Raw genomic sequence first — 21,502 nt, 5'->3', positions numbered from 1 at the left:
GCCATTTATGCTGAACACCCAAACTAGGGCCCGGAAGCCGTATTGAAAAGATGCGTTACACGGCGTGAACTCTGGACCCACCTTGCCTTCGCCGTGCGGAAGGACGACATAGCGTTCGCACAGCCCGGAGCCCGCGACGCCTTGGTCACGCTGATCGACACCCTGACGAAGACGCCCGCTGAACTGCGTCACCCGGAAAAGCAGAACCGACCGGAAACGGCCGTGCTGAGGAAGCCCGACTGGCTGCGGGTCAAGGCACCCGGCTCGGGCCAGTACAATGCGACCCGGGCCATCGTGAAGGCCAAGGGCCTCGTTACTGTTTGTGAAGAGGCGGCCTGCCCGAACATCGGCGAGTGCTGGAGCCAGAAACACGCCACCCTGATGATCATGGGCGATACCTGCACGCGGGCCTGCGCTTTCTGCAACGTCAAGACCGGCCTGCCTCAGCCGCTGGACGCCGAAGAACCGGCCAAGGTCGGCCTGGCCGTGGCGCAACTGGGCCTGAACCATGTCGTTATCACCAGCGTGGACCGGGACGACCTGTCCGACGGCGGCGCCGCCCATTTCGCCGAGGTGGTGCGTCAGATCCGGCTGCAGGCTCCAAACACCACTATCGAGATCCTGACGCCCGACTTCCTGCGCAAGGACGGCGCGGCCGAGGTGGTGATCGACGCCACGCCCGACGTGTTCAACCACAACCTTGAGACCGTGCCGCGGTTGTATCTGAAGATCCGGCCTGGGGCCCGCTATTTCCACTCCCTGCGCCTATTACAGATGGTCAAGGAGCGCGACCCCAACCAATTCACCAAGTCCGGCATCATGGTCGGTCTGGGCGAGACCCGTGAAGAAGTCATGCAGGTGATGGACGACATGCGTTCGGCCGGCGTCGATTTCATCACCATCGGCCAATATCTGCAGCCGACCCGCAAACACGCCGCCATCGACCGGTTCGTCACGCCGGAAGAGTTCAAGGCCTATGAGGCCATCGCCCGGGCCAAGGGCTTCCTGATGGTATCGTCGTCTCCCCTGACCCGCAGCTCGCATCACGCCGGCGACGACTTCGCCCGGCTGAGGGCGGCGCGTCTGGCGCAGACGGGGCGCTGACCCGCGCTTGGCCGTTCACCGCGTCACGAAAATCCTGCCGTACGCGCCCGATCAACTGGCCGAGCTGGTCGCTGACGTGCGCGCCTATCCCGAGTTCGTTCCGTGGGTGACGGCCCTGCGGACCTGGAGCCCGCGCGAAGAGTCGGCCGGCGTCTCGCTGCTGGACGCCGAGGCGGCTGTGGGTTTCTCTTTCCTCACCGAGCGGTTTTCGACCTGGGTGCGGCATGACCGAAACCGCGACATAGTCGAGGTCGGCCTCATCCGCGGGCCGTTCAGACATCTGAACAACCGCTGGGAATTCTTTCCCGACCCGGCCGGGACGCGGCTCGAATTCATGATCGACTTCGCCTTCAAGTCGCGGCTGCTGGACGGCATGCTACAGGCCAATTTCGACCGTGCGGTCAGCAAGCTGATGGTCTGTTTCGAGGCTCGCGCTGCCGCTCTCTACGGTCTGAAGGCGTGAGTTTCGACTTCGAAGCCACGGTGGTGGGTGCCGGCGCAGTAGGCCTGGCCTGCGGTCGCGCACTCGTAAGGCGGGGGCTGTCCGTGCTGGTGCTGGAAGCCGCGCCGCACATCGGACAGGGCGTGTCGTCGCGCAATTCCGAGGTCATTCACGGCGGTCTCTACTATCCGATCGGTTCGCTGAAGGCGCGATTCTGCGTCGAGGGGCGGCGGGCGCTGTACGCCTTCCTCGACAGCCACAAGGTCGATCATCGCAAATGCGGCAAGCTGATCGTGGCTACCGAGGACGCCGAGGTCGAGCGCATCGAGGCTATCTTCCAACAGGCAATAGCCAATGGCGTTGAGGGGCTGGAGCACCTGACCGGTGCCAAGGCGCGCGCCTTGGAGCCCGGCCTGAACGCCTATGCCGCCATCCTGTCGCCCGAGAGCGGTGTGTTCGACAGCCACGGCTATATATTGGCGCTGCAGGGCGAGATCGAGGACGCGGGCGGCTCGGTCGTCGTCTCGACGCCGTTCGAAGGGGCAGAACCGCTCGCGGACGGCGGCTTCCGGCTGACGGCCGGAGGGGAGGGCGGGGCGACCCTGACCACGCGGTTGCTCGTGACGGCTCCCGGCCTTCAGGCCCAGGGCGTCGCTGGCCTGATCGCCGGCTATCCGGCGGATCGCATTCCGGCGGGTCATTTCGGCAAGGGGGTCTATTTCCGCCTGACCGGCAAGGCACCGTTCGAGCGGTTGATCTATCCGCCGCCGATTCCCGGCGCGTTGGGCACCCACTATCGCAAGGACCTGGGCGGCCAAGCCGTATTCGGCCCGGACCTGACCTATGTCGAGACCGAGGACTATTCGGTCGATCCGGCCAAGGCGACCGAGTTCGAGCACTATGTCCGCCGCTTCTGGCCCGGCCTGCCGGACGGGGCGCTGACCCCGGACTACGCCGGCATCCGCCCCAAGCTGCACGGGCCGGGTCAACCGCAGCCGGATTTCCAGCTGCACGGGCAAGACGTCCACGGCCTTGACGGACTGGTCGCCCTGTTCGGCATCGAAAGCCCCGGCCTGACCAGCTCGCTGGCCATCGGCGAGGCCGTCACGGCGATGTTGACCGATGACTGAACTGTCTATTCGCGAGGGTACGGCGGCGAACGTTCCCGCCCTGCACTGCCTGATCGAAAGCGCCTATCGCGGCGAGGCCTCGCGCGCCGGCTGGACTACCGAGGCCGACCTGCTGGACGGCCAGCGCACCGATCCCGATGATCTTGCCGACATCCTCGCCGATCCGAAACAGGCCCTGCTGTCCGCCTGGCGCGGCGAGGGTCTGGTCGGCTGCGTCCTGATCGCCGACCGCGGCGAGGGGACTGGCTATCTCGGCATGTTGTCCGTTAGCCCGACCTTGCAGAACGGTGGCGTTGGCCGTGCGCTGGTCGAGGCAGCCCATGCGGAGTTGGCCCGGCGATTCGGCGCTCTGCGGGTCCGCATCTCGGTCCTTCCCCGGCGCGACACACTGATCGCCTGGTATGAGCGGCTGGGCTATGCTTGCACCGGCGAGACCCTGCCGTTTCCCTACGGCGATCCTCGCTTTGGCCTACCCAAGCGTGACGATTTGTTTTTCCTCGTCCTCGAACGCCCGCTTCAGTAGCGGGTCGTCAACTCCGTCAGCCACATCGGTGAAATATCAACCAACGAGGTCTCCAGCTCGCGGTCGACGCCGCTGAAGATCAGCAGGCCCATAATGAGCAGAAGGGTGCCGAGCAGCATCTTGCCGGCCCGACCCGCGCCGGCCAGCCGCCCACGCAACCGGGCCAGAAGCGATCGTGATGCCAGTCCGACAAGCACCAGAGGAAGCGCCGCGCCGACGCCGAAGACTAACATTGTCAGGAAGACGAGGCCAAGGTTCTCGCCCTGCGCCGCCAAGACCGACGCCGCCCCGAGCGTCGGTCCGACGCAAGGCACCCAAACCAGTCCCAACAACAGACCCATGGCCGCCTGTCCGAACGGTCCCTTCTCCTCAAGTTGGCGCATCGGGCCCTGGGCCCATTCGGTCAGGGGGCCGCCGGCGGTCGCCAGGGCGCGTTGCGCCTGGGGGATGACCAGAATCGCGCCCACCAGGATCATGATCGCGCCGCCGATCGTGCGGAACAGGTCCGCATCCAGGCCAATGGCGAATCCAACCGTGGCGACGAAAAGTCCGACGAAGGTGAAGCTCAACGCCAGTCCCAGCCCCAGAGCCACAGGTCCCAGCCGGTGACTGGACTGGGCCGAGCCCAGGACGATCGGCAGCAGCGGCAGGACACAGGGCGACATCATGGTCAGGACGCCCGCCACGAAGGCGAGGGTCAAGTTGAGATCAACGCCCATCCGTCAGCGGGTCGTCGCAACCAGGGCCGCGATCCGGTCGGGGTTGGTGTCGGCCACCAGCCGGCCCGTCTCACGCGAACCACGATAGGCGATCAGGGTCGATTGGCGCTGGGCTCCGAAGCGGCGCACCTCGGCCTTCTGGTCATCGAAATGCACCTTGAAGACGACAAGGTCTTCGTTGCCACGAGCGGCGGCGACGGTTTTGATGATCGGCTCCTGCGCCCGGCAGGTCGGGCACCACGGAGCCCAGATATCGATGAGGATGCGCTTGTCGGCGGCCTGGGCCTGTTCGAAGGCGGCTCGGTCGAAGGCGACCGGCGCGGGCGCGGCGGCCGCGGTGAAGGCGAAGGCCGCCGCAGCGATGGCGATCAGGCCGATCCCGGAAAGGCTTGCGGTGACGAGATGGCGTCGGTTCATGGTGGGCTCCCGATGATTGCAGCGTCCCGGCCCGTTGACAGGGTCGGTCCGGTTCATGACCCATTCGCCAGAGGACCGCGTTGGGTTACATCGAACCTTGTCGGGGCTTGACCGGGCAGGGGGCGAAGCGGCACTCGGCCCTATGTTTTTGTATACCCCCCGCCTGATCCTGCGCCGCGCCGTTCCGGACGATCTGGAGGCGATACACGCCGTCATGTCCAATGCCCGCGCCACGCGCTGGTGGTCAACGCCGCCGCATGCGGACCTGAAGCAGACGTCCGCCTGGCTGAACGGCATGATCGCCAGCCCGCCGGAACTCAGCGAAGATTTCGTCGTGGAGAAGAACGGCCGCGTCATCGGCAAGGCTGGCTTATACCGCCTGCCCGACGTCGGCTATATCCTGCACCCCGACCACTGGGGACAGGGGTTGGGGAAGGAGGCGGTGGGTGCGGTCATCGACCACGTCTTCCAGACCCGCGCCCTGGATGCGCTGACGGCCGACGTCGATCCCGAAAACGTCGCATCGATTCGTCTGCTCGAGGGTCGAGGATTTGTCCGCACGGGCTTCGCCGAGAAGACCTGGGAGATCGCGGGCGAGTGGAAGGACAGCGTCTACTACGGTCTTTCACGGTCGCATTGGGCGGAGCGGCGCGACAGGCACGCCAAGACTTGAAGTCCGGGGCATGATCAGGCATAAGCCCGCGCTCGCTGGCGGCTCTTTCGGGCCGCCGCTGTTGTTTTCGCGCCGTTCCCGGCGCCGCACTCTTGGAAGATTGAGACGGACATGGCCGTTCCGAAGCGCAAAGTATCGCCCTCGCGTCGCAACATGCGTCGCGCCCATGACTCGCTGGGCACGAACCCTCACACTGAGGACAAGGACACGGGCGAACTGCGTCGCTCGCACCACATCGACCTGAAGACCGGCACCTATCGCGGCCGCCAAGTCCTGACGCCCAAGCAAGACTAGGTTTTTCCAGTCCGTCAGCGGATTGAATGACGGCGCGCGGTTCACCGCGCGCCGTTTTCGCGTCCAGAGCCCGCCGCGCGGGGTATCAACGACCACACCGGGGTTGAGCAAGTCGCCGCCGGCGGACCCATCATCCGCTATGTCGAGGCCCGCACCTGATCTGCGCCGGTCATGGTTGGCGATTCGGCGGGGTCTGCGTTAAACCCCGCCAAACTCCCTGACAGCAGAGCGCTCCCATGACCGACATCGCCGACATCGTCGCCCGCCAGATTCTCGACAGCCGGGGCAATCCGACGGTCGAGGTGGACGTGACGCTGGAAGACGGCAGCTTCGGCCGCGCGGCTGTGCCCTCGGGCGCTTCCACCGGCGCGCATGAAGCCGTCGAACTGCGCGACGGCGACAAGGACCTGTGGGGCGGCAAGGGAGTCGGCAAGGCCGTAGACGCCGTCAACGGCGAGATTTTCGACGCCCTCAGCGGTATGGACGCCGAGGACCAGCGCCGCATAGACGAGGTCCTGATCGCTCTCGACGGCACCGCCAACAAGGCCAGGCTCGGCGCCAACGCCATCCTCGGCGTCAGCCTGGCCTGTGCCAAGGCCAGCGCCATCTCGTCGGCCCTGCCGCTGCACCGCTATCTGGGCGGCGTCTCGGCACGGGTCCTGCCGACCCCGATGATGAACATCATCAACGGCGGTGCCCACGCCGACAATCCGATCGACATCCAGGAGTTCATGATCCTGCCGACCGGGGCCGAGAGCTTCTCGGAAGCCCTGCGCATGGGGTCGGAGATCTTCCACGCCCTGCGCAAACAACTGAAGGACGCCGGCCACAATACCAACGTCGGCGATGAGGGCGGCTTCGCCCCTAACCTCGGCTCGGCCGAAGAGGTGCTGAGCTTCATCACCAAGGCCGGGCAGGCGGCGGGCTATCTGGCCGGCGAGGACTTTCACCTGGGCCTCGATGTTGCCGCGACCGAATTCTTCAAGGACGGCAAATACGTCATGGCGGGCGAGGGTAAGACGCTCGAGGCCGAGGCCATGGTCGGCTATCTGGCCGATCTGTGCGAACGCTTCCCGATCGTTTCGATCGAGGATGGCTGCGCCGAAGACGACTTCGACGGCTGGAAGCTGCTGACCGACCGTCTGGGCGACCGCGTCCAGATCGTCGGCGACGACCTGTTCGTCACCAATCCGGCGCGTCTGGCCGCCGGTATCGGCGAGGGGTTGGCCAACTCCATCCTGATCAAGGTCAATCAGATCGGCACGCTTTCCGAAACCCTGGACGCGGTCGAAATGGCCCATCGCGCGGGCTACACCGCCGTGATGAGCCATCGCTCGGGCGAGACCGAGGATTACACCATCGCTGACCTTGCCGTCGCCACCAACTGCGGGCAGATCAAGACCGGATCGCTGGCCCGATCGGACCGCACGGCCAAATACAACCAGTTGCTGCGCATCGAGGAGATGCTGGGCGACCAGGGCGTCTATTTCGGCGATGGCATGTTGCTGAACCGGTAGTGACCTTTCATTCCCCGCTGCGATGGAGAAAGAAGCTGCTGCGGCCAAGCTACGGTTTGTTAGGCATTTCGGTCATGATTCATCAATCGTGAGTCCACGCTCAGAAGGAGCGTCGTGAGTGCCGGAACGGATGAAGCCTTATTTTCCAGCCGCAGCCCTGCTGTTGTTGATCAGCTATCTGGGCGTCCAGGCTCTCACGGGCGAGCGCGGTCTGCTGGGTGGCGGCGAGCGCGACGCCATGCTGGTGATGCGCGAGGCCCAATTGGCCCGGATCATGGAGCAACGGCGCGATCTCGAGGTTCGGGTCCGCTATCTGCGCACCGACAGCCTGTCGCGCGATCTTCTGGAAGAGCGCGCCCGCGCCGTGCTGGGGTTCAGCGACCCGCGCGATTATGTAATCAGGGTGTCGGCGCCCGACGCCAAAGCCGCGTCCGCACCCGCCGCGTGAACTTTGGTTACAGCTTGACCGGGGCGCTTTGCCTTTCGGGAACGAAGGCTGCTAAAGCCCCTTACCGTAACGACAAGAGGCTCTGAGACCGGAGCCCAGCCGGGAGATGACGGATGGCGAAAGCCCCCGCCGCGAAGACTGCGTCCAAAAAGATTCCCAACACCCCGGCGGCTTCGAAAGAGGACCTGCTGCGCTTTTACCGCGAGATGGTCCTCATCCGCCGGTTCGAGGAGCGCGCGGGCCAGCTATACGGCATGGGGCTGATCGGCGGCTTCTGCCACCTCTACATCGGTCAGGAGGCGGTGGCCGTGGGCGTTCAGGAAAGCGTGCGCCAGGGCCACGACAAGATCATCACCGGCTATCGCGACCACGGCCACATGCTGTGCGCCGGCATGGACCCCAAACAGGTCATGGCCGAGCTGACCGGCCGTATCGGCGGTTCGTCCAAGGGCAAGGGCGGGTCGATGCATATGTTCGACACCGCCACCGGCTTCTACGGCGGCCACGGCATCGTCGGGGCGCAGGTGGCGCTGGGCACGGGTCTGGCCTTCGCCGGGCGCTATCGCGGCGATGACTCGGTCGCGTTCATTTATTTCGGCGATGGCGCGGCCAACCAGGGCCAAGTCTATGAGAGCTTCAACATGGCCCAGCTTTGGAAGCTGCCTGCCATCTACATCATCGAGAACAACCAGTACGCCATGGGCACGAGCATCGAACGCTCGTCGGCCACGACCGACCTCAGCCAGCGCGGTGCCAGCTTCGGCATTCCCGGCGAACAGGTCGACGGCATGGACGTGCTGGCCGTGCGCGACGCCGTGGCCCGGGCCGTCAAGCGCGCCCGCGAAGGCGGCGGCCCCTTCATCCTTGAGATGAAGACCTATCGCTATCGCGGTCATTCCATGAGCGATCCCGCCAAATACCGTGCCAAGGAAGAGGTCGACGAGGTCAAGAAGACCCGCGACCCCATCGACCACGTCAAGATGCTGCTGGACCAGGCTGGCGCGACCGAGCACGACCTCAAGGCCATCGACGCCGAGATCAAGACCATCGTCGCCGAGGCCGTCCAGTTCGCCCAGGAAAGCCCGGAGCCGGACCCTTCCGAGCTCTACACCGACGTTTACGTGGAGGCCTGACCGTGACCGACATCCTTATGCCGGCGCTGTCGCCCACGATGGAAGAGGGCACGCTGACCAAATGGCATATCAAGGCGGGCGACACGGTCAAGGCCGGGGATGTCATCGCTGAGATCGAGACCGACAAGGCCACGATGGAGGTCGAGGCCGTCGACGAGGGCGAGGTGCTGGAAATTCTGGTGGCCGAGGGGTCGGAGAACGTGAAGGTCAACACGCCGATCGCGCGTCTGGCGGGTGAAGACTTCGTGGGGAATTCGAAGACAGAATCCGTGGCGACGATGGAGACGACGAAGACAGACGATACGCCCGCCGCAGCCGCACCGGAGAAGGCTCACGCTCCCGCCGCCGCGCCCAGGGTCGAACTGCGCGATACCGAAATCCCCGCCGGTGCCAAATTGGTCAAGACGACCATCCGCGACGCCCTGCGCGACGCGATGGCCGAGGAGATGCGGCGCGATGAAAAGGTGTTCCTGATCGGCGAGGAGGTCGCCCAATACCAGGGTGCCTACAAGGTCAGCCGCGAACTGTTGCAGGAGTTCGGCGACAAGCGCGTCGTCGACACCCCCATCACCGAGCACGGCTTCGCCGGTCTCGGCGTCGGCGCGGCCATGGCGGGGCTCAAGCCGATCGTCGAGTTCATGACCTTCAACTTCGCCATGCAGGCGATTGATCACATCATCAACTCGGCGGCCAAGACCCTTTACATGTCGGGCGGCCAGATCACCGCCAGCGTGGTGTTCCGCGGCCCCAACGGCGCCGCCAGCCGCGTCGGGGCCCAGCACAGCCATGATTATTCGGCCTGGTACGCTCAGGTGCCCGGCCTGAAGGTCATCGCCCCCTATGACGCCGCTGACGCCAAGGGCCTGCTGAAAGCGGCTATCCGCGACCCCAACCCGGTCGTCTTCCTCGAGCACGAGATGATGTACGGGCTGGAGTTCGATGTGCCGGACGTTGACGACTGGCTGGTCCCGATCGGCAAGGCCAAGGTCCGCCGCGAGGGCACGGACGTGACCATCACGGCCCACAGCCGGATGGTCGGGTTCGCTCTGCAGGCCGCAGAACAGCTGGCCGGGGAGGGGATCTCCTGCGAGATCGTCGATCTGCGGACTCTGCGTCCGCTAGATCACGAAACCATCGTCGAGAGCGTCAAGAAGACCAGCCGCCTGGTCTCGGCCGAGGAAGGCTGGGGCCCCATGGGCGTCGGCGCCGAGGTCGTGGCCCGGGTGATCGAACACGCCTTCGACTATCTCGACGCGCCGCCGCTGCGGGTGCATCAGGAAGATGTGCCGTTGCCCTATGCCGCCAATCTGGAGGCGCTGTCGCTGCCGGGCGTGGACAAGATCGTCGCCGCCGTGAAGCGGGCGATGGCATGAGCCAGCCCGAGGAATACCAGCTGAAGACTCCCGACAGCGTCGCCGCCGACGCCGAGGCCGTCGAGATCGTGCGCATCTGGTGGTCGAAGGGCGAGCCGGTCATGTCGGTCAAACCGGCCTTCAACGATCCGCGCCAATTCGGTCAGGTGCTGGCCATGGCCGCCAGACATATGGCCCACGGCTACTCCGTCCGGCACGGCCATGACGAGAAGCAGGCCTACAACAAGATTCTCGCCGGCATCTCGGACGTGTTGAACGGACCCGGCGTCGAGACCGTGGTCGAGGAACCGACGGGGAGCGTGCAATGACTGAAATCCTGATGCCCGCCCTGTCGCCCACGATGGAAGAGGGCGTGCTGTCCAAATGGCACGTCAAGGTCGGGGACGTGGTCAAGGCCGGCGACGTCATCGCCGAGATCGAGACCGACAAGGCGACCATGGAGGTCGAGGCCGTCGACGAGGGCGAGGTGCTGGAAATCCTCGTCGCCGAAGGGTCGGAAGGCGTGAAGGTCAATACGCCGATCGCGCGGTTGAAGGACGAGGGTGGGGCGGTTGCTTCAGCGCAGAAAGCCGCTGCGGCGTCGCCCCCCTCGAACCCGCCTACGGCGGCTTCGGTCCCCCCGGCGGGGGGACAATCACCCGTTGTCTCTCCCCTCTCCGGGGGGAGTACCGGCGAAGCCGGGGAGGGGGGGAAGTCCGCAACACCCAAAAACGACGCCACCCGCGTCTTCGCCTCGCCGCTGGCCCGCCGCCTCGCGGCCCAGGGCGGGATCGACCTGTCCTCAATCAAGGGCTCAGGCCCGCACGGCCGGATCGTCAGGCGCGACCTCGAAGGCGCCCCGACCGGCGCGGCCAAACCCGCCGCCTCGTCTGCCCCCGCCGCCGCCGAGCCCCGCAAGGTCCAGTCGCTGGCCCAGATGGGCATCCCCGACGGCAGCTACGACCTGATCCCGCTGGACGGCATGCGCAAGGCGATCGCCCGGCGCCTGACCGACAGCTTCCGCGACGTGCCGCATTTCCCGCTGACCATTGACTGCGAGATCGACGGCCTGCTGGCCTCACGCGCCAGGGTCAATGCGATGCTCGAGACGTATGGCGTGAAGGTCTCCGTCAATGACTTCGTCATCAAGGCCTCGGCCATGGCCCTGAAGGCCGTTCCGGAAGCCAACGCCAGCTATACGCCCGAGGGTATCGCCATGCACCACCATGCCGATGTGGCGATGGCGGTGGCGATTGACGGTGGACTGATCACCCCGATCATCCGCGCGGCGGAAACGAAATCCCTGTCGCAGATCGCGACCGAGTCCAAGGACCTCGCCAAACGCGCCCGCGACCGCAAGCTGAAGCCCGACGAGTTCCAGGGCGGCACCTTCTCGGTCTCCAACCTGGGCATGTTCGGCATCAAGTCTTTTGCCTCGATCATCAACGAGCCCCAAGGCGCGATCATGAGCGTCGGCGCCGGCGAGCCGCGGCCCGTCGTGGTCAACGGCCAACTGGCGGTGGCCACGGTGATGACCGTGACCCTGACCTGCGATCACCGCGTCGTCGACGGTGTCATCGGGGCCAAATTCCTGCAGGTCTTCAAGGCAATGATCGAAGATCCTGTGACGATGCTGGCCTGAGCGGAGGCGCGCTGTGACCACGGTCTATGATTTCAGCGCCCAGGCCATCGACGGCACCGAGCAGGCGCTGGAGAACTATCGCGGCCAAGCCCTGCTGATCGTCAATACGGCTTCCAAATGCGGTTTCACCGGCCAGTATACGGGGCTGGAGACGCTGCATCGCCTCTACAGCGACAAGCCCTTTCAGGTCCTCGGCTTTCCCTGCAACCAGTTTGGCGCGCAGGAACCCGGCAAGGCGGCCGAGATCGCCAGCTTCTGCGCCTCCACCTATGGCGTCGGTTTCCCCATGTTCGACAAGGTCGAGGTCAACGGTCCGAACCGCCATCCTCTCTACGCCTGGCTGACCAGTCAGAAGAAGGGCTTCCTCGGCAGCCGGGACATCAAGTGGAACTTCACCAAATTCCTTACGGACCGCGAGGGGCGGGTGGTCGCGCGCCATGCCCCCCAGGTCGAACCCGAGGCCATCAAGGCCGACATAGAGAAGCTGATCTGACATGGCCGCCACGCCCGGTTCTGAATTCGACCTCATCGTCATCGGTTCGGGCCCCGGCGGCTATGTCGCCGCCATCCGGGCCTCGCAGCTGGGCCTGCAGGTCGCCATCATCGAGCGCGAGAGCCTGGGCGGCATCTGCCTGAACTGGGGCTGTATCCCGACCAAGGCCCTGCTCAAGTCGGGCGAGAAATACGAGAGCCTGTCGCACCTGGCGGACTACGGCCTGTCCGCCGACAAGGTCGCCTTCGACTTCGACGCCATCATCCAGCGCTCGCGCGGGGTGGCCGCCACGATGAACAAAGGCGTCACCTTCCTGATGAAAAAGAACAAGATCGAGGTGATCGAGGGGACGGCCAGGCTCGAAAAGAGTGTGGCGGCACCGAAGGTGGTCATAGCGTTGAAAGCCGGCGGATCGCGGACCGTCGGGGCCAAGGCGGTCATTCTGGCTGTGGGCGCACGCGCCAAGGCCATCCCGCAGATCGGCCTTGAGGCCGACGGCGACCGCATCTGGGCCTATCGCGAGGCCATGGCACCGAAAACCATGCCCGCCTCGATCATCGTCATAGGGTCTGGGGCCATCGGCGTTGAATTCGGCAGTTTCTACAGGGCCTTGGGAGCCGAAGTTACCGTCGTGGAAGCGGTCGATCGCATCCTGCCGGTCGAGGACGAAGAGGTCTCCGCGGCGGCCCAGAAGGCCTTCGAGAAGCGCGGCATGACGTTCCGCGTCGGCTGCAAGGTGACTAGGGTCAGCAAGGGCGGGAAGGGCGTCCAGGTCGCCATTGAAGCGGGCGGGAAGGCCGAGACGCTGGAGGCCGAGGTCTGCATCTCGGCGGTCGGCATCACCGCCAACACCGACGGCATCGGGCTGGAGGCGCTGGGCGTCAATATGGACCGCGGCCACATCACAATTGACGGCCACTGCCAGACGAATGTGAAAGGGCTTTACGCCATCGGCGACTGCGTAGGCGCGCCATGGCTGGCCCACAAGGCGTCGCATGAAGGCATCCACGCCGCCGAGCACATCGCCGGCTACAAGACCCCCAACGTCCAGTCGCCGATCGCCGGGTGCACCTACGCCCAGCCGCAGGTCGCCTCGGTCGGCATCACCGAACAGGGCGCGCGCGAGGCGGAACGCGAGGTTAGGATCGGCCGCTTCCCGTTCCGGGTGAACGGCAAGGCCGTGGCCGCAGGCGAGATCGAGGGTTTCGTGAAGACCATATTCGATGCCAAGACCGGTGCCTTGATTGGCGCGCACATGATCGGTGCGGAAGTTACGGAAATGATACAGGGTTACGTCACCGCGATTGCCATGGAAGCGACCGAGGAAGACATCCACGGGATCGTCTATCCGCACCCGACCATGTCCGAAGCCGTGCACGAGTCAGCGCTGGACGCCTACGGGCGGGCCATTCACCTGTAAGCATAGGACCTGAAGCGCGCAGTTGACGTCACCGCGCTGCACACTCGGGGTCATCGGCTGCTCCCGCGCCCAGTCGAGGAGGCGGGACGGAATCCCGGTCTTGGCTCGGGGCTTCAGTTTATCGCCTAAGATATATTATGCGAAACGTAATGCCGGGGTTGGGCCTGACGCCGGCTATTTGCGCCGATCCTGCAGGCGCGCCGCCAGACTGGACGTGTCCCATCGGGAACCGCCCATCCCCTGCACCTCCGAATAGAACTGGTCGACCAGGGCCGTGACGGCCAGATGCGATCCATTGGCGCGCGCCTCGTCCAGCACCAGACCGAGATCCTTTCGCATCCAGTCGACCGCGAAGCCAAAGTCGAACTCACCGGTGGCCGCCGTCTTCCAGCGATTGTCCATCTGCCATGACTGAGCCGCGCCCTTGGAGATGGCGTCATAGACCGCTTCGGCGTCCAGTCCGGCCGACTGGGCGAAATGCACGGCCTCGGCCAGCCCTTGGACGACGCCGGCGATGGCGATCTGGTTGACCATCTTGGTCAACTGACCAGAGCCGGAAGGCCCCATGTGCTTGACCGCCTTCGAATATGTCTTCAGCGCTGCAGTAGCCCGCTCCAGCGCCGCCGCGTCGCCACCGGCCATCACGCTGAGCTGGCCGTTCTCCGCCCCGGCTTGCCCCCCGGACACCGGCGCGTCGATGAAGGCCACGCCCTGCCGCCCGGCCAGCGCGGACATGTCGCGCGCGACGCGGGCGGAGGTCGTGGTGTGGTCCACGATGGCGGCGCCGCGCGCGAGATGCGGCAGCGCCTCGGCCACGACCCGGCGAACGTCGTCGTCGTTGCCCACGCAGAGGATGAACAGGTCCGCGCCCTCGGCCGCATCGGACACCGTCGCGCAGTATCGCCCGCCGGTTGCCGCAGACCAGGCCTCGGCCTTCGCGGGCGAGCGATTATAGCCCGAGACCTCGTGCCCCGCAGCGACCAGATGCCTGGCCATGGGCGCGCCCATGACGCCCAGCCCGACGAAACCGATCTTCATGCTTCAGGCTCCGACGCGACGCCGTATTGTCCACGATAGTAGGTCAGGGCGTCGCCCGGCCGCGTCTCGAAGGCCTCGACCGCGCCGACGATGGTCAGATGGTCGCCCATGACGATCCGTTCGTGCGCGCGGCAAACCAGACGCGTCAGAGCGTTCTTCAGACGCGGCGGCTGGGCGCTGGAATTGTCGAACTCTTCTTCCGACAGACGACAGACGCCCCAGGCGAAGCGGTCGGACATTTCGCGGTCCTCGACCGGGAGCATGTGGACGGCGAAGCGCTCGGCGCCGGCGAAGGCGTCGTGGCGGTCCGAAGCGCGATCGAGACACCACAGGATCATCGGCGGCCTCAGGGACACCGAGGTAAAAGAGTTGACGGTGATGCCGTACGACCCCTCGACGGTATGGGCCGTCACGACGCAGACCCCGGTCGCGAATCCGCCGAGCGCCCGCCGATACAGGGCGGCGTCGAAGGCGGCGTCTGACGCGAAATCCTGGTCTGTGCTCATCCGCCGACGACTAGGCGACCACTCGCGGGCGGGCAACGACAATCGTACGCGCGGCTTGCGACCCGATTGCATACCGCTTCTTAACGCGGGCCGCCGATGGTGTGGCTAACGAACTGCGTTAAGGCCCCTGCCCGATGTCGATGAACGACCGCCCGATCCTGATCAAGAAGGTGAAGAAGGTCGTCGGCCACGGCCACCACGGCGGTGCCTGGAAGGTCGCCTACGCCGACTTCGTGACGGCGATGATGGCCTTCTTCCTGCTGATGTGGCTGATCAACACGACCGACCCCGAGCAGAAGCGCGGCATCGCCGAATATTTCGCTCCGGCCAGCGTGTCGCAGACGACGTCGGGCTCGGGCGGCATACTGGGCGGCACCTCGCTGGGCGACGACGGCGACAAGAGTTCGGGCTCAATGTCGGTCATCACCCAAATGGCTCCCGAAGCGCCCCAGGACGCGCCCCAGGACGCCGGCCAGAACTCCACTCTCACCGCCGCCAGCGAAGAGGCGCTGCGCGAGGAGATCGCCCGTCGCGAAGCCGCACAGTTCGCCTCGGCCGCAGAGTCCCTGCGCCAGGCCATGCAGTCCATGCCGGAACTGGCAGAACTGTCGAAACAGCTGATCATCGACCAGACGCCCGAGGGGCTGCGCATTCAGCTGGTCGATCAAGAAGGCCGCTCGATGTTCGAGCCGAACTCGACCCGACCCAACCCGCGCGCCCAATTGCTGCTGCGGGCTGTGTCGAAGGTCATCACCCAACTGCCGAACCGGATTTCCGTGACCGGCCACACCTCGGCCCAGGCCGGTTCCAACCGCGCGACGGCCCCCACCGACTGGACCCTGTCTTCCGAGCGCGCCAATGCCTCGAGACTGGTGCTGCAGGGCGCGGGCGTCGACGCCGATCGGGTCTATCAGGTTTCGGGCAAGGCCGGCTCCGATCCGCTCTATCCCGACGATCCGTCTCTGGCGGGCAACCGGCGGATCGCCATCGTGCTGTTGCGCGAGGCGCCGGTCCTGCCCACGGACACCAGTCTGTGATCCGCTCGCGTCTCATCTTTCGGGTGGCGCGCGAAAAGACTTGCGGCTCACGTCAGCGCCCGGCCAAATCGACACATGATGCCAGCGTCGCCAAAATCTGGGCGGATTCGGATGTGGACGTGACGCCGTGACCCAGTTCGTTCCCCAGCGCCAGATTCGTTTCTACATGACCTCGGTGGCCCCCTGCCCTTATCTGCCGGGCCAGACCGAGCGGAAGGTGTTCGCCACCCTGCCCTTCACCGAAGGCGCGCACGTCAATGACGAGCTGACCCAGGCGGGGTTCCGTCGCAGCCAGAACATCGCCTACCGGCCCGCCTGCGAGGCCTGCGACGCCTGCGTCTCTGTGCGGATCCCGACGACGGGGTTCAGCTTCTCGCGGTCCCAGCGCAAGGTCCTGTCGCGCAATGCCGACCTGACGCGCGATCTGGTCGAGGCCGAGGCGACGACGGAGCAGTTCGACTTGCTGCGCCGCTATCTGCAAGGCCGACACCCCGGCGGCGGCATGAACGCCATGGGCTGGCTCGACTACGTCGCCATGGTCGAGGACACGGCGGTGCGCACGCATCTGATCGAGTATCGCCTGCCCTCCGCCGACGGAGGCCCGGGCGATCTGGTCGGCGTCTGCCTGACCGACCTGCTCGGCGACGGCCTGTCGATGGTCTACAGCTTCTTTGATCCGGCGCGGGAGGCGCGCAGCCTGGGCCGGTTTGCCATTCTGGACCATGTCCGTCAGGCGACGACGGTCGGCCTGCCGTTCGTCTATCTCGGCTATTGGGTCCGGGGTTCGAAGAAGATGGACTACAAGGCCGCGTTCAGGCCGATGGAACAGCTGACACGGCTCGGATGGGAGCGGATGAGCTAGCTGGTCATCGGCACGGAGGTCTCGGGCCCGCCCAGGGCGTCACCGGACCACGGCCCCGGATCGCGACCGCCACCAAACCTGGTCAGGGCGTCGACCCGCTTCTGGATTGACGGGTGGGTGGCGAACAAACCCTCCAAGCCCTTGCCGTTCGGCTGATTGTCCAGGAAAAGCTGCTGAAGCTCATCAGGTCCCTTCAGGCTGGAGCGGCCCTCGACCTTGCGCAGGGCCGAAATCATGGCGTCGGGGTTCTTGGTCAGTTCGACCGCGCCAGCATCAGCGACGAACTCCCGTGTCCGCGACAGCATCATGCGCACCACGATGGCCAGGGCGAACCCGACCACGGCGAAGGCGATCCCGATCAGGATCAGCGGCATGGCGTTCTTGTTGCTCCGCCGCCCGCCGCCGCGCGAATAGAGCAGGCCCCGGAAGACCATTTCCGCGATGACGCTGATGATGCCCGCGAAGATCGAGGCGATCACCATCGTCCGCACGTCCTTGTTGATGACGTGGGTCAGTTCGTGAGCCAGGACGGCCTCCAGCTCGTCCCGGGTCAGGGCGTCCACGATCCCCCGGGTGACGGTGATGCTGTACTGGCCCTCGTGCAGACCGGTGGCGAAGGCATTCAGGCTGTCGTCGGCGATGATCCTCAGGGCCGGCGTGCGCAGACCCCTGGAGATCGCGAGGTTTTCCAGCAGGTTGTAGAGCTCCGGTTCGGACTTGCGCTCGACCTTGCGCGCCCCTGTCATCATATCGACCATGGCCTGGCTGCCGAAATAGGCGATGGCGAACCAGACGGCGGCGACCGCGAAAGCCAGAGGCACGGTCCAGCCCAGCCAGGACGCGGCCAGCGCCATGTCGTCGCCCAGTCCCCTGCCCGTGCCCGGCATGAAGCCCAGACCCATCAGGATCAACTGCACCCCGTAGAGGATGCAGGCCACCAGTAAGGGGAAGCTCGCCAGCAGCAGGATGGACCGGGTGTTGTTCGCCCAGATGTGGGTCTGGAGCCCGACGGCGGCCATCGATGCGGTCCCCTACGCTGTGAAGCTGACCTTGGGCGGGGCAGCGGTCATTGAGGCCCGGTCGCCCTCGCCCACGTCGAAGAAGGGCTTGTCGGAGCCGAAACCGACCATGCCCGCGAACAGAACGGTCGGGAACTGGCGACGGACGGCGTTGAACTCGCTGACCGCGTTGTTGAAGAAGCGGCGGGCGGCGGCCAGCTTGTTCTCGATGTCGGAAAGCTCGCGCTGCAGCTCGAGGAAGTTGGTGTTGGCCTTGAGGTCCGGATAGGCCTCGGCGACGGCGAACAGACGACCCAGGGTGGCGGTCAGCATGTTCTCGGCCTGGACCTTGTCGTTGACCGAGGTCGCGCCGGCGGCGGCCGCGCGGGCTTGGGTCACCGCGTCGAGGGTGCCGCGCTCGTGCGAGGCGTAACCTTTCACGGTCTCGATCAGATTGGGGATCAGGTCCTGGCGCTGTTTCAGCTGCACGTCGATGTCGGCGAACGACTGGTCGGCGCGCTGGTCCAGAGCGACCAGCTTGTTGTAGGCGCCGACAATGACGAACAACACCACGGCGACGATGACGGCGATGACGATAAGGGTGGTCAGCATTGCGGTCTCCAGTTCAGCCGATGATCGACCGACCATGATTATCGGGCACCGAGGCGACCCTCGATAGCGAAATCGACGTCACCTGAATTTGCGCAAGCCCCGAGGCCCCTGCCGCCCCGCGCCCGCGCGCTTGCCCAGCCAGTCCCGCCAGTCGGGCCAGTTGCGGCGGCGGGAGCCTCCGTCGACCCATTCGGGACCGTTGGCGCTGTCGAAGACGGCAACATCGGCGAGACCGCCCTGTTTGTAGCCTTGCAGCTTCACCCCCTTGCCGCGGCCCATCTCGGGCAGGTCGGCGAGGGGGAAGATCAGCGCCTTGATGTTGTCGCCGATGGCCGCGACGTGGTCGCCGGTGACGCGCAGGGCGGCCAGCATCTCGCCGTTCAGCACCTGTTTGCCACCGCGCTTCTGGGCCAGCAGTTCGTCTTCGGGGGCGATGAAGCCGTAGCCGGCCTTTGACGCGATCAGCAGCTTCCCGCCCGGCTGGTGCATGAACAGGTTCACGATCCCGGCCTTTTCGTCGAGGTCGATTATCAGCCGCAGCGGCTCGCCGTGGCCGCGCCCGGACGTCAGCTTGTCCGCGCCGACGGTGAAGATGCGGCCGTCCGAGGCCGCGACCAGCAGCTTGTCGATCGTATAGCCGGGCACGAGGAAGGCGAGGCTGTCACCCTCCTTGAACTTGAGCTCCGACGGGTCCTCGACCTTGCCCCGGGTGGCGCGGATCCAGCCGCGTTCCGACAGGATCACGGTGATGGCCTCGCGCGGGATGAAGGCCTCGACCGAGGCGAAGGCGGCGGTGTCGACGGCTTCGGCGATCGTGGTCCGGCGCGGCGAGACCAGGGCCTTGCGCACGGCCTCAAGGTCCTTGCCGACCTGTTTCCACTGTTTGGTGGGCGAGGAAGACAGCGACTGTAGTGCCGAAAGCTCGTCGACCAGTGCCTTGAATTCCTTCTCGATCGTCATTTCCTCGATCCGCGCCAGCTGGCGCAGGCGGGTGTCGAGGATGAAGTCGGCCTGGAGTTCCGAAAGGCCGAAACGGGCGATCAGGACGGCCTTTGGCTGCTCCTCCTCGCGGACGATGCGGATGACCTCGTCGAGGTTGAGGAAGACGATCCGCAGGCCTTCGAGCAGGTGCAGCCGCTTCTCGACCCGGCCGATGCGCCATCCGGCGCGGCGCACCAGCACCTCGCGGCGGTGATCGAGGAAGGCCTGAAGACAGGCCTTCAGCCCCATGACGCGCGGCGTGCCCATGGCGTCCAGCACGTTCATATTGACCGGGAAGCGCACTTCGAGATCGGAAAGCTTGAACAGGCTTTCCATAAGAACTTCAGGTTCTACCGTCCGCAACTTCGGTTCAAGAATCAGCCGGATGTCCTCGGCCGACTCGTCGCGCACGTCACCCAGCAGCGGGGCCTTCTTGTGCTCGATCAGGTCGGCCAGGTCGGCGATCAGCCTGGACTTTCCGACCTGGTAGGGCATCTCGGTGACGATGATCCGCCAGACGCCGCGGCCGAGGTCCTCGGTCTCCCAGCGCGCCCGCAGGCGCACCCCGCCCCGACCCGTCTCATAGGCGTCGAGGATGGAGGCGTGGCCCTCGACGGCCACGCCGCCGGTCGGGAAGTCGGGACCGGGCACGATCTGCGCCAGTTCCGCGGTTGTCGCGTCCGGCCGTTCGAGCAACAGGTGGCAGGCGTCTATCAGCTCGCCGACATTGTGGGGCGGGATCGACGTTGCCATGCCGACGGCGATGCCCGACGAGCCGTTGGCCAGCAGGTTGGGGAAGCCGGCGGGCAGGACGATCGGCTCCTCGTCCTGATCGTCATAGGTGGCCTTGAAGTCTACCGAGTCCTGGTCGATGCCCTCCATCAGCAGGACCGCGGCGGCCGTCAGCTTGCACTCGGTGTAGCGCATGGCCGCGGCGTTATCGCCGTCGATGTTGCCGAAATTGCCCTGGCCGTCGACCAGCGGATAGCGCTGGGAAAAGTCCTGGGCCAGGCGCACCAGGGCGTCATAGATCGAGGCGTCGCCGTGCGGGTGATAGCCGCCCATGACCTCGCCCACGACCTTGGCGCATTTGCGCGCCGCCGCCTGCGGGTTCAGCCGCATCTGGTGCATGGCGTACATGATGCGCCGGTGCACCGGCTTGAAGCCGTCGCGCACGTCCGGCAGCGCCCGGTTGGTGATGGTCGACAGCGCATAGGCCAGGTAGCGACGCGACAGCGCCTCGCTCAACGGCTCGTCGACGATGCGGCCGCCTTCCGGCGGCGGGGTGTGAACGGTCATGGGGTCCGAATCGGCGGTATGGAGGGTGAAGTCTAGCGGCCAGAGTCCGGCCCGCCGCTAATTTCAGCGGACATTGCGGACTCATCGGACTCTTCGAAGGGCTCGACGTCAGTCTCACCGCCGCCGTTGATGGCTGCGATCATCGACGCCCGCAGATAGTCCGTCTTGCTGTAGGGCTGGACATCCACATTGATCCGGGCGCTGACCAGGTCGGCGAGACGCACGACCCTGAGCCAGGCCGCCGCTTCATTGGGACCATCCAGCGCGGCGCACTCGGCCGCCCGTCGGAAGGCATAGCGGCACAGACCGTTCGCGTCCGGCAACAACAGCAGACCGCGCAGATCCTCGTTTGCGATATGGCTGACGTCGGCCAGTTCGGGCCAGGTCGCCTGGTCAGACTGAAATCTGTCGCGAAGGGCATCAAACGCGGACGCCGGTTCGTCGTCACGCCGCCATTGATCGAGCGCCGCAAGGCGTCGGATGCTGCGGGCGGTGAACCCATATCGCTCTCCAAGGACGGTCGAGGAGGTTCCCGCGACATAGTCGCGGCGGACGGCCTCCCAGGTTTCGGGAGAGCGGCGGGTAAGGGGTGGCATGGGCAAGTGGGTCATGGCCGCATTATCCCACGGTCTCGGGCAGTGCTGGACATTCACGGATAGCAACACGGTTTGGCTTTGTTTTGTCTAGGCTCAGGACTCATTGATCATAGCCAGAAGATCACCGTGGCGTCGATCATCAGCCGCTCGGGTCTCGGCCCCTTGGCCGACAGTTCGGCGAAGATGCGGTTGAAGACGCCCAGCCGGCTCCAGCGGATGAAGCGGTTGTAGATCGTCTTGTGCGGCCCGTAGTCCCTGGGTGCATC

Annotated in this window: 24 protein-coding genes and 1 pseudogene; 16 read left to right on the top strand and 9 right to left on the bottom strand. The window is 65.7% G+C overall.

Translation table 11 applies throughout. The features are described from left to right. Positions 1–141: 141 nt before the first annotated feature. The 4 genes from lipA to ACESMO_RS09905 are packed head-to-tail and all read left to right on the top strand — an operon-like array spanning position 142 to position 3,199. Positions 142–1,104, top strand: coding sequence for a lipoyl synthase (gene lipA / locus ACESMO_RS09920; RefSeq protein ID WP_372707998.1), 963 nt, complete (start codon positions 142–144; stop codon positions 1,102–1,104). A gap of 7 nt (positions 1,105–1,111) precedes the next feature. Beyond that, positions 1,112–1,567, top strand: coding sequence for a type II toxin-antitoxin system RatA family toxin (locus ACESMO_RS09915; RefSeq protein WP_372707997.1), 456 nt, complete (start codon positions 1,112–1,114; stop codon positions 1,565–1,567). After that, positions 1,564–2,676 (top strand): NAD(P)/FAD-dependent oxidoreductase, encoded by a 1,113-nt coding sequence (locus tag ACESMO_RS09910; protein ID WP_372707996.1) that lies wholly within the window; start codon positions 1,564–1,566, stop codon positions 2,674–2,676. Before ACESMO_RS09915 ends, ACESMO_RS09910 begins: the two co-directional genes overlap by 4 nt. Then, a complete protein-coding gene (locus ACESMO_RS09905) occupies positions 2,669–3,199 on the top strand; it encodes a GNAT family N-acetyltransferase (protein ID WP_372707995.1) in 531 nt (176 codons plus the stop codon). Before ACESMO_RS09910 ends, ACESMO_RS09905 begins: the two co-directional genes overlap by 8 nt. Here ACESMO_RS09905 and ACESMO_RS09900 read toward each other — a convergent pair. Both ACESMO_RS09900 and ACESMO_RS09895 read right to left on the bottom strand, forming a co-directional pair. After that, positions 3,193–3,900: a cytochrome c biogenesis CcdA family protein gene (locus ACESMO_RS09900; protein ID WP_372707994.1), complete on the bottom strand. Its 708-nt coding sequence runs from the start codon at positions 3,898–3,900 to the stop codon at positions 3,193–3,195. The two genes, ACESMO_RS09905 and ACESMO_RS09900, sit on opposite strands and share 7 nt — an antisense overlap. A gap of 21 nt (positions 3,901–3,921) precedes the next feature. After that, a complete protein-coding gene (locus ACESMO_RS09895) occupies positions 3,922–4,335 on the bottom strand; it encodes a thioredoxin family protein (RefSeq protein ID WP_372707993.1) in 414 nt (137 codons plus the stop codon). Between the two features lie 142 nt (positions 4,336–4,477). Between ACESMO_RS09895 and ACESMO_RS09890 the strand changes: the two genes are divergently transcribed. The 10 genes from ACESMO_RS09890 (at position 4,478) to lpdA (ending at position 13,307) form a co-directional block, all read left to right on the top strand. Further along, a complete protein-coding gene (locus ACESMO_RS09890) occupies positions 4,478–5,008 on the top strand; it encodes a GNAT family N-acetyltransferase (protein WP_372707992.1) in 531 nt (176 codons plus the stop codon). Positions 5,009–5,119: 111 nt separating this feature from the next. Further along, a complete protein-coding gene (rpmF, locus tag ACESMO_RS09885) occupies positions 5,120–5,302 on the top strand; it encodes a 50S ribosomal protein L32 (RefSeq protein ID WP_372707991.1) in 183 nt (60 codons plus the stop codon). A gap of 236 nt (positions 5,303–5,538) precedes the next feature. Beyond that, on the top strand, positions 5,539–6,819 hold the full coding sequence (eno, locus tag ACESMO_RS09880) for a phosphopyruvate hydratase (protein WP_372707990.1): 1,281 nt from the start codon (positions 5,539–5,541) through the stop codon (positions 6,817–6,819). 130 nt (positions 6,820–6,949) lie between these two features. Beyond that, complete coding sequence (locus ACESMO_RS09875) at positions 6,950–7,267, top strand: septum formation initiator family protein (protein ID WP_372708051.1); 318 nt, start codon at positions 6,950–6,952, stop codon at positions 7,265–7,267. Positions 7,268–7,380: 113 nt separating this feature from the next. Continuing rightward, positions 7,381–8,400, top strand: coding sequence for a pyruvate dehydrogenase (acetyl-transferring) E1 component subunit alpha (gene pdhA, locus ACESMO_RS09870; protein ID WP_372707989.1), 1,020 nt, complete (start codon positions 7,381–7,383; stop codon positions 8,398–8,400). A 2-nt stretch (positions 8,401–8,402) separates the two neighbouring features. Beyond that, positions 8,403–9,773, top strand: coding sequence for a pyruvate dehydrogenase complex E1 component subunit beta (locus ACESMO_RS09865; RefSeq protein WP_372707988.1), 1,371 nt, complete (start codon positions 8,403–8,405; stop codon positions 9,771–9,773). Continuing rightward, positions 9,770–10,081 (top strand): DUF5076 domain-containing protein, encoded by a 312-nt coding sequence (locus ACESMO_RS09860; protein WP_372707987.1) that lies wholly within the window; start codon positions 9,770–9,772, stop codon positions 10,079–10,081. Before ACESMO_RS09865 ends, ACESMO_RS09860 begins: the two co-directional genes overlap by 4 nt. Continuing rightward, positions 10,078–11,394, top strand: a complete 1,317-nt coding sequence (locus tag ACESMO_RS09855; protein ID WP_372707986.1) for a pyruvate dehydrogenase complex dihydrolipoamide acetyltransferase — start codon at positions 10,078–10,080, stop codon at positions 11,392–11,394. Before ACESMO_RS09860 ends, ACESMO_RS09855 begins: the two co-directional genes overlap by 4 nt. Before the next feature lie 13 nt (positions 11,395–11,407). Continuing rightward, a complete protein-coding gene (locus ACESMO_RS09850) occupies positions 11,408–11,887 on the top strand; it encodes a glutathione peroxidase (RefSeq protein ID WP_372707985.1) in 480 nt (159 codons plus the stop codon). A gap of 1 nt (position 11,888) precedes the next feature. Next, complete coding sequence (gene lpdA, locus ACESMO_RS09845) at positions 11,889–13,307, top strand: dihydrolipoyl dehydrogenase (RefSeq protein ID WP_372707984.1); 1,419 nt, start codon at positions 11,889–11,891, stop codon at positions 13,305–13,307. A gap of 174 nt (positions 13,308–13,481) precedes the next feature. On the opposite strand, the gene ACESMO_RS09840 is transcribed toward lpdA, so the two are convergent. Together ACESMO_RS09840 and ACESMO_RS09835 are read right to left on the bottom strand one after the other, a co-directional pair. Further along, positions 13,482–14,345 carry an NAD(P)-dependent oxidoreductase gene (locus tag ACESMO_RS09840; protein ID WP_372707983.1) on the bottom strand — a complete coding sequence of 288 codons (864 nt, stop codon included), beginning with the start codon at positions 14,343–14,345 and terminating at the stop codon, positions 13,482–13,484. Further along, a complete protein-coding gene (locus tag ACESMO_RS09835) occupies positions 14,342–14,851 on the bottom strand; it encodes a flavin reductase family protein (RefSeq protein WP_372707982.1) in 510 nt (169 codons plus the stop codon). The genes ACESMO_RS09840 and ACESMO_RS09835 overlap by 4 nt, the downstream gene beginning before the upstream one ends. A 134-nt stretch (positions 14,852–14,985) precedes the next feature. On the opposite strand from ACESMO_RS09835, the gene ACESMO_RS09830 reads away from it, so the two are divergent. Both ACESMO_RS09830 and ACESMO_RS09825 read left to right on the top strand, forming a co-directional pair. Beyond that, on the top strand, positions 14,986–15,888 hold the full coding sequence (locus ACESMO_RS09830; RefSeq protein WP_372707981.1) for a flagellar motor protein MotB: 903 nt from the start codon (positions 14,986–14,988) through the stop codon (positions 15,886–15,888). A gap of 127 nt (positions 15,889–16,015) precedes the next feature. Beyond that, complete coding sequence (locus ACESMO_RS09825) at positions 16,016–16,750, top strand: arginyltransferase (RefSeq protein ID WP_372707980.1); 735 nt, start codon at positions 16,016–16,018, stop codon at positions 16,748–16,750. On the opposite strand, the gene ACESMO_RS09820 is transcribed toward ACESMO_RS09825, so the two are convergent. From ACESMO_RS09820 to ACESMO_RS09800, 5 genes and pseudogenes are all read right to left on the bottom strand, one after another. Continuing rightward, positions 16,747–17,769, bottom strand: coding sequence for a M48 family metallopeptidase (locus tag ACESMO_RS09820; protein ID WP_372707979.1), 1,023 nt, complete (start codon positions 17,767–17,769; stop codon positions 16,747–16,749). The two genes, ACESMO_RS09825 and ACESMO_RS09820, sit on opposite strands and share 4 nt — an antisense overlap. 12 nt (positions 17,770–17,781) lie before the next feature. After that, positions 17,782–18,360 (bottom strand): LemA family protein, encoded by a 579-nt coding sequence (locus tag ACESMO_RS09815; RefSeq protein WP_372707978.1) that lies wholly within the window; start codon positions 18,358–18,360, stop codon positions 17,782–17,784. Between the two features lie 78 nt (positions 18,361–18,438). Then, positions 18,439–20,640 (bottom strand): DNA topoisomerase IV subunit A, encoded by a 2,202-nt coding sequence (gene parC / locus ACESMO_RS09810; protein WP_372707977.1) that lies wholly within the window; start codon positions 20,638–20,640, stop codon positions 18,439–18,441. Between the two features lie 32 nt (positions 20,641–20,672). Next, positions 20,673–21,251 carry a hypothetical protein gene (locus ACESMO_RS09805; protein ID WP_372707976.1) on the bottom strand — a complete coding sequence of 193 codons (579 nt, stop codon included), beginning with the start codon at positions 21,249–21,251 and terminating at the stop codon, positions 20,673–20,675. A 110-nt stretch (positions 21,252–21,361) separates the two neighbouring features. After that, positions 21,362–21,502, bottom strand: a pseudogene (locus ACESMO_RS09800) (IS5/IS1182 family transposase); the annotation flags it as partial.

Origin of the sequence: Brevundimonas sp., from assembly GCF_041688735.1 — a bacterium.
Lineage (GTDB): Bacteria > Pseudomonadota > Alphaproteobacteria > Caulobacterales > Caulobacteraceae > Brevundimonas.
This window is presented reverse-complemented; position numbering and strand designations above follow the sequence as displayed.

Excerpts from the sequence above, each read along its gene's own strand:
- ACESMO_RS09905 (WP_372707995.1), top strand. The coding sequence starts at position 2,669 with ATGACTGAACTGTCTATTCGCGAGGGTACGGCGGCGAACGTTCCCGCC.
- ACESMO_RS09895 (WP_372707993.1), bottom strand. The coding sequence starts at position 4,335 with ATGAACCGACGCCATCTCGTCACCGCAAGCCTTTCCGGGATCGGCCTG.
- ACESMO_RS09890 (WP_372707992.1), top strand. The coding sequence starts at position 4,478 with ATGTTTTTGTATACCCCCCGCCTGATCCTGCGCCGCGCCGTTCCGGAC.
- rpmF (WP_372707991.1), top strand. The coding sequence starts at position 5,120 with ATGGCCGTTCCGAAGCGCAAAGTATCGCCCTCGCGTCGCAACATGCGT.
- eno (WP_372707990.1), top strand. The coding sequence starts at position 5,539 with ATGACCGACATCGCCGACATCGTCGCCCGCCAGATTCTCGACAGCCGG.
- ACESMO_RS09875 (WP_372708051.1), top strand. The coding sequence starts at position 6,950 with ATGAAGCCTTATTTTCCAGCCGCAGCCCTGCTGTTGTTGATCAGCTAT.
- pdhA (WP_372707989.1), top strand. The coding sequence starts at position 7,381 with ATGGCGAAAGCCCCCGCCGCGAAGACTGCGTCCAAAAAGATTCCCAAC.
- ACESMO_RS09860 (WP_372707987.1), top strand. The coding sequence starts at position 9,770 with ATGAGCCAGCCCGAGGAATACCAGCTGAAGACTCCCGACAGCGTCGCC.
- ACESMO_RS09855 (WP_372707986.1), top strand. The coding sequence starts at position 10,078 with ATGACTGAAATCCTGATGCCCGCCCTGTCGCCCACGATGGAAGAGGGC.
- lpdA (WP_372707984.1), top strand. The coding sequence starts at position 11,889 with ATGGCCGCCACGCCCGGTTCTGAATTCGACCTCATCGTCATCGGTTCG.
- ACESMO_RS09840 (WP_372707983.1), bottom strand. The coding sequence starts at position 14,345 with ATGAAGATCGGTTTCGTCGGGCTGGGCGTCATGGGCGCGCCCATGGCC.
- ACESMO_RS09835 (WP_372707982.1), bottom strand. The coding sequence starts at position 14,851 with ATGAGCACAGACCAGGATTTCGCGTCAGACGCCGCCTTCGACGCCGCC.
- ACESMO_RS09830 (WP_372707981.1), top strand. The coding sequence starts at position 14,986 with ATGTCGATGAACGACCGCCCGATCCTGATCAAGAAGGTGAAGAAGGTC.
- ACESMO_RS09820 (WP_372707979.1), bottom strand. The coding sequence starts at position 17,769 with ATGGCCGCCGTCGGGCTCCAGACCCACATCTGGGCGAACAACACCCGG.
- ACESMO_RS09815 (WP_372707978.1), bottom strand. The coding sequence starts at position 18,360 with ATGCTGACCACCCTTATCGTCATCGCCGTCATCGTCGCCGTGGTGTTG.
- parC (WP_372707977.1), bottom strand. The coding sequence starts at position 20,640 with ATGACCGTTCACACCCCGCCGCCGGAAGGCGGCCGCATCGTCGACGAG.
- ACESMO_RS09805 (WP_372707976.1), bottom strand. The coding sequence starts at position 21,251 with ATGACCCACTTGCCCATGCCACCCCTTACCCGCCGCTCTCCCGAAACC.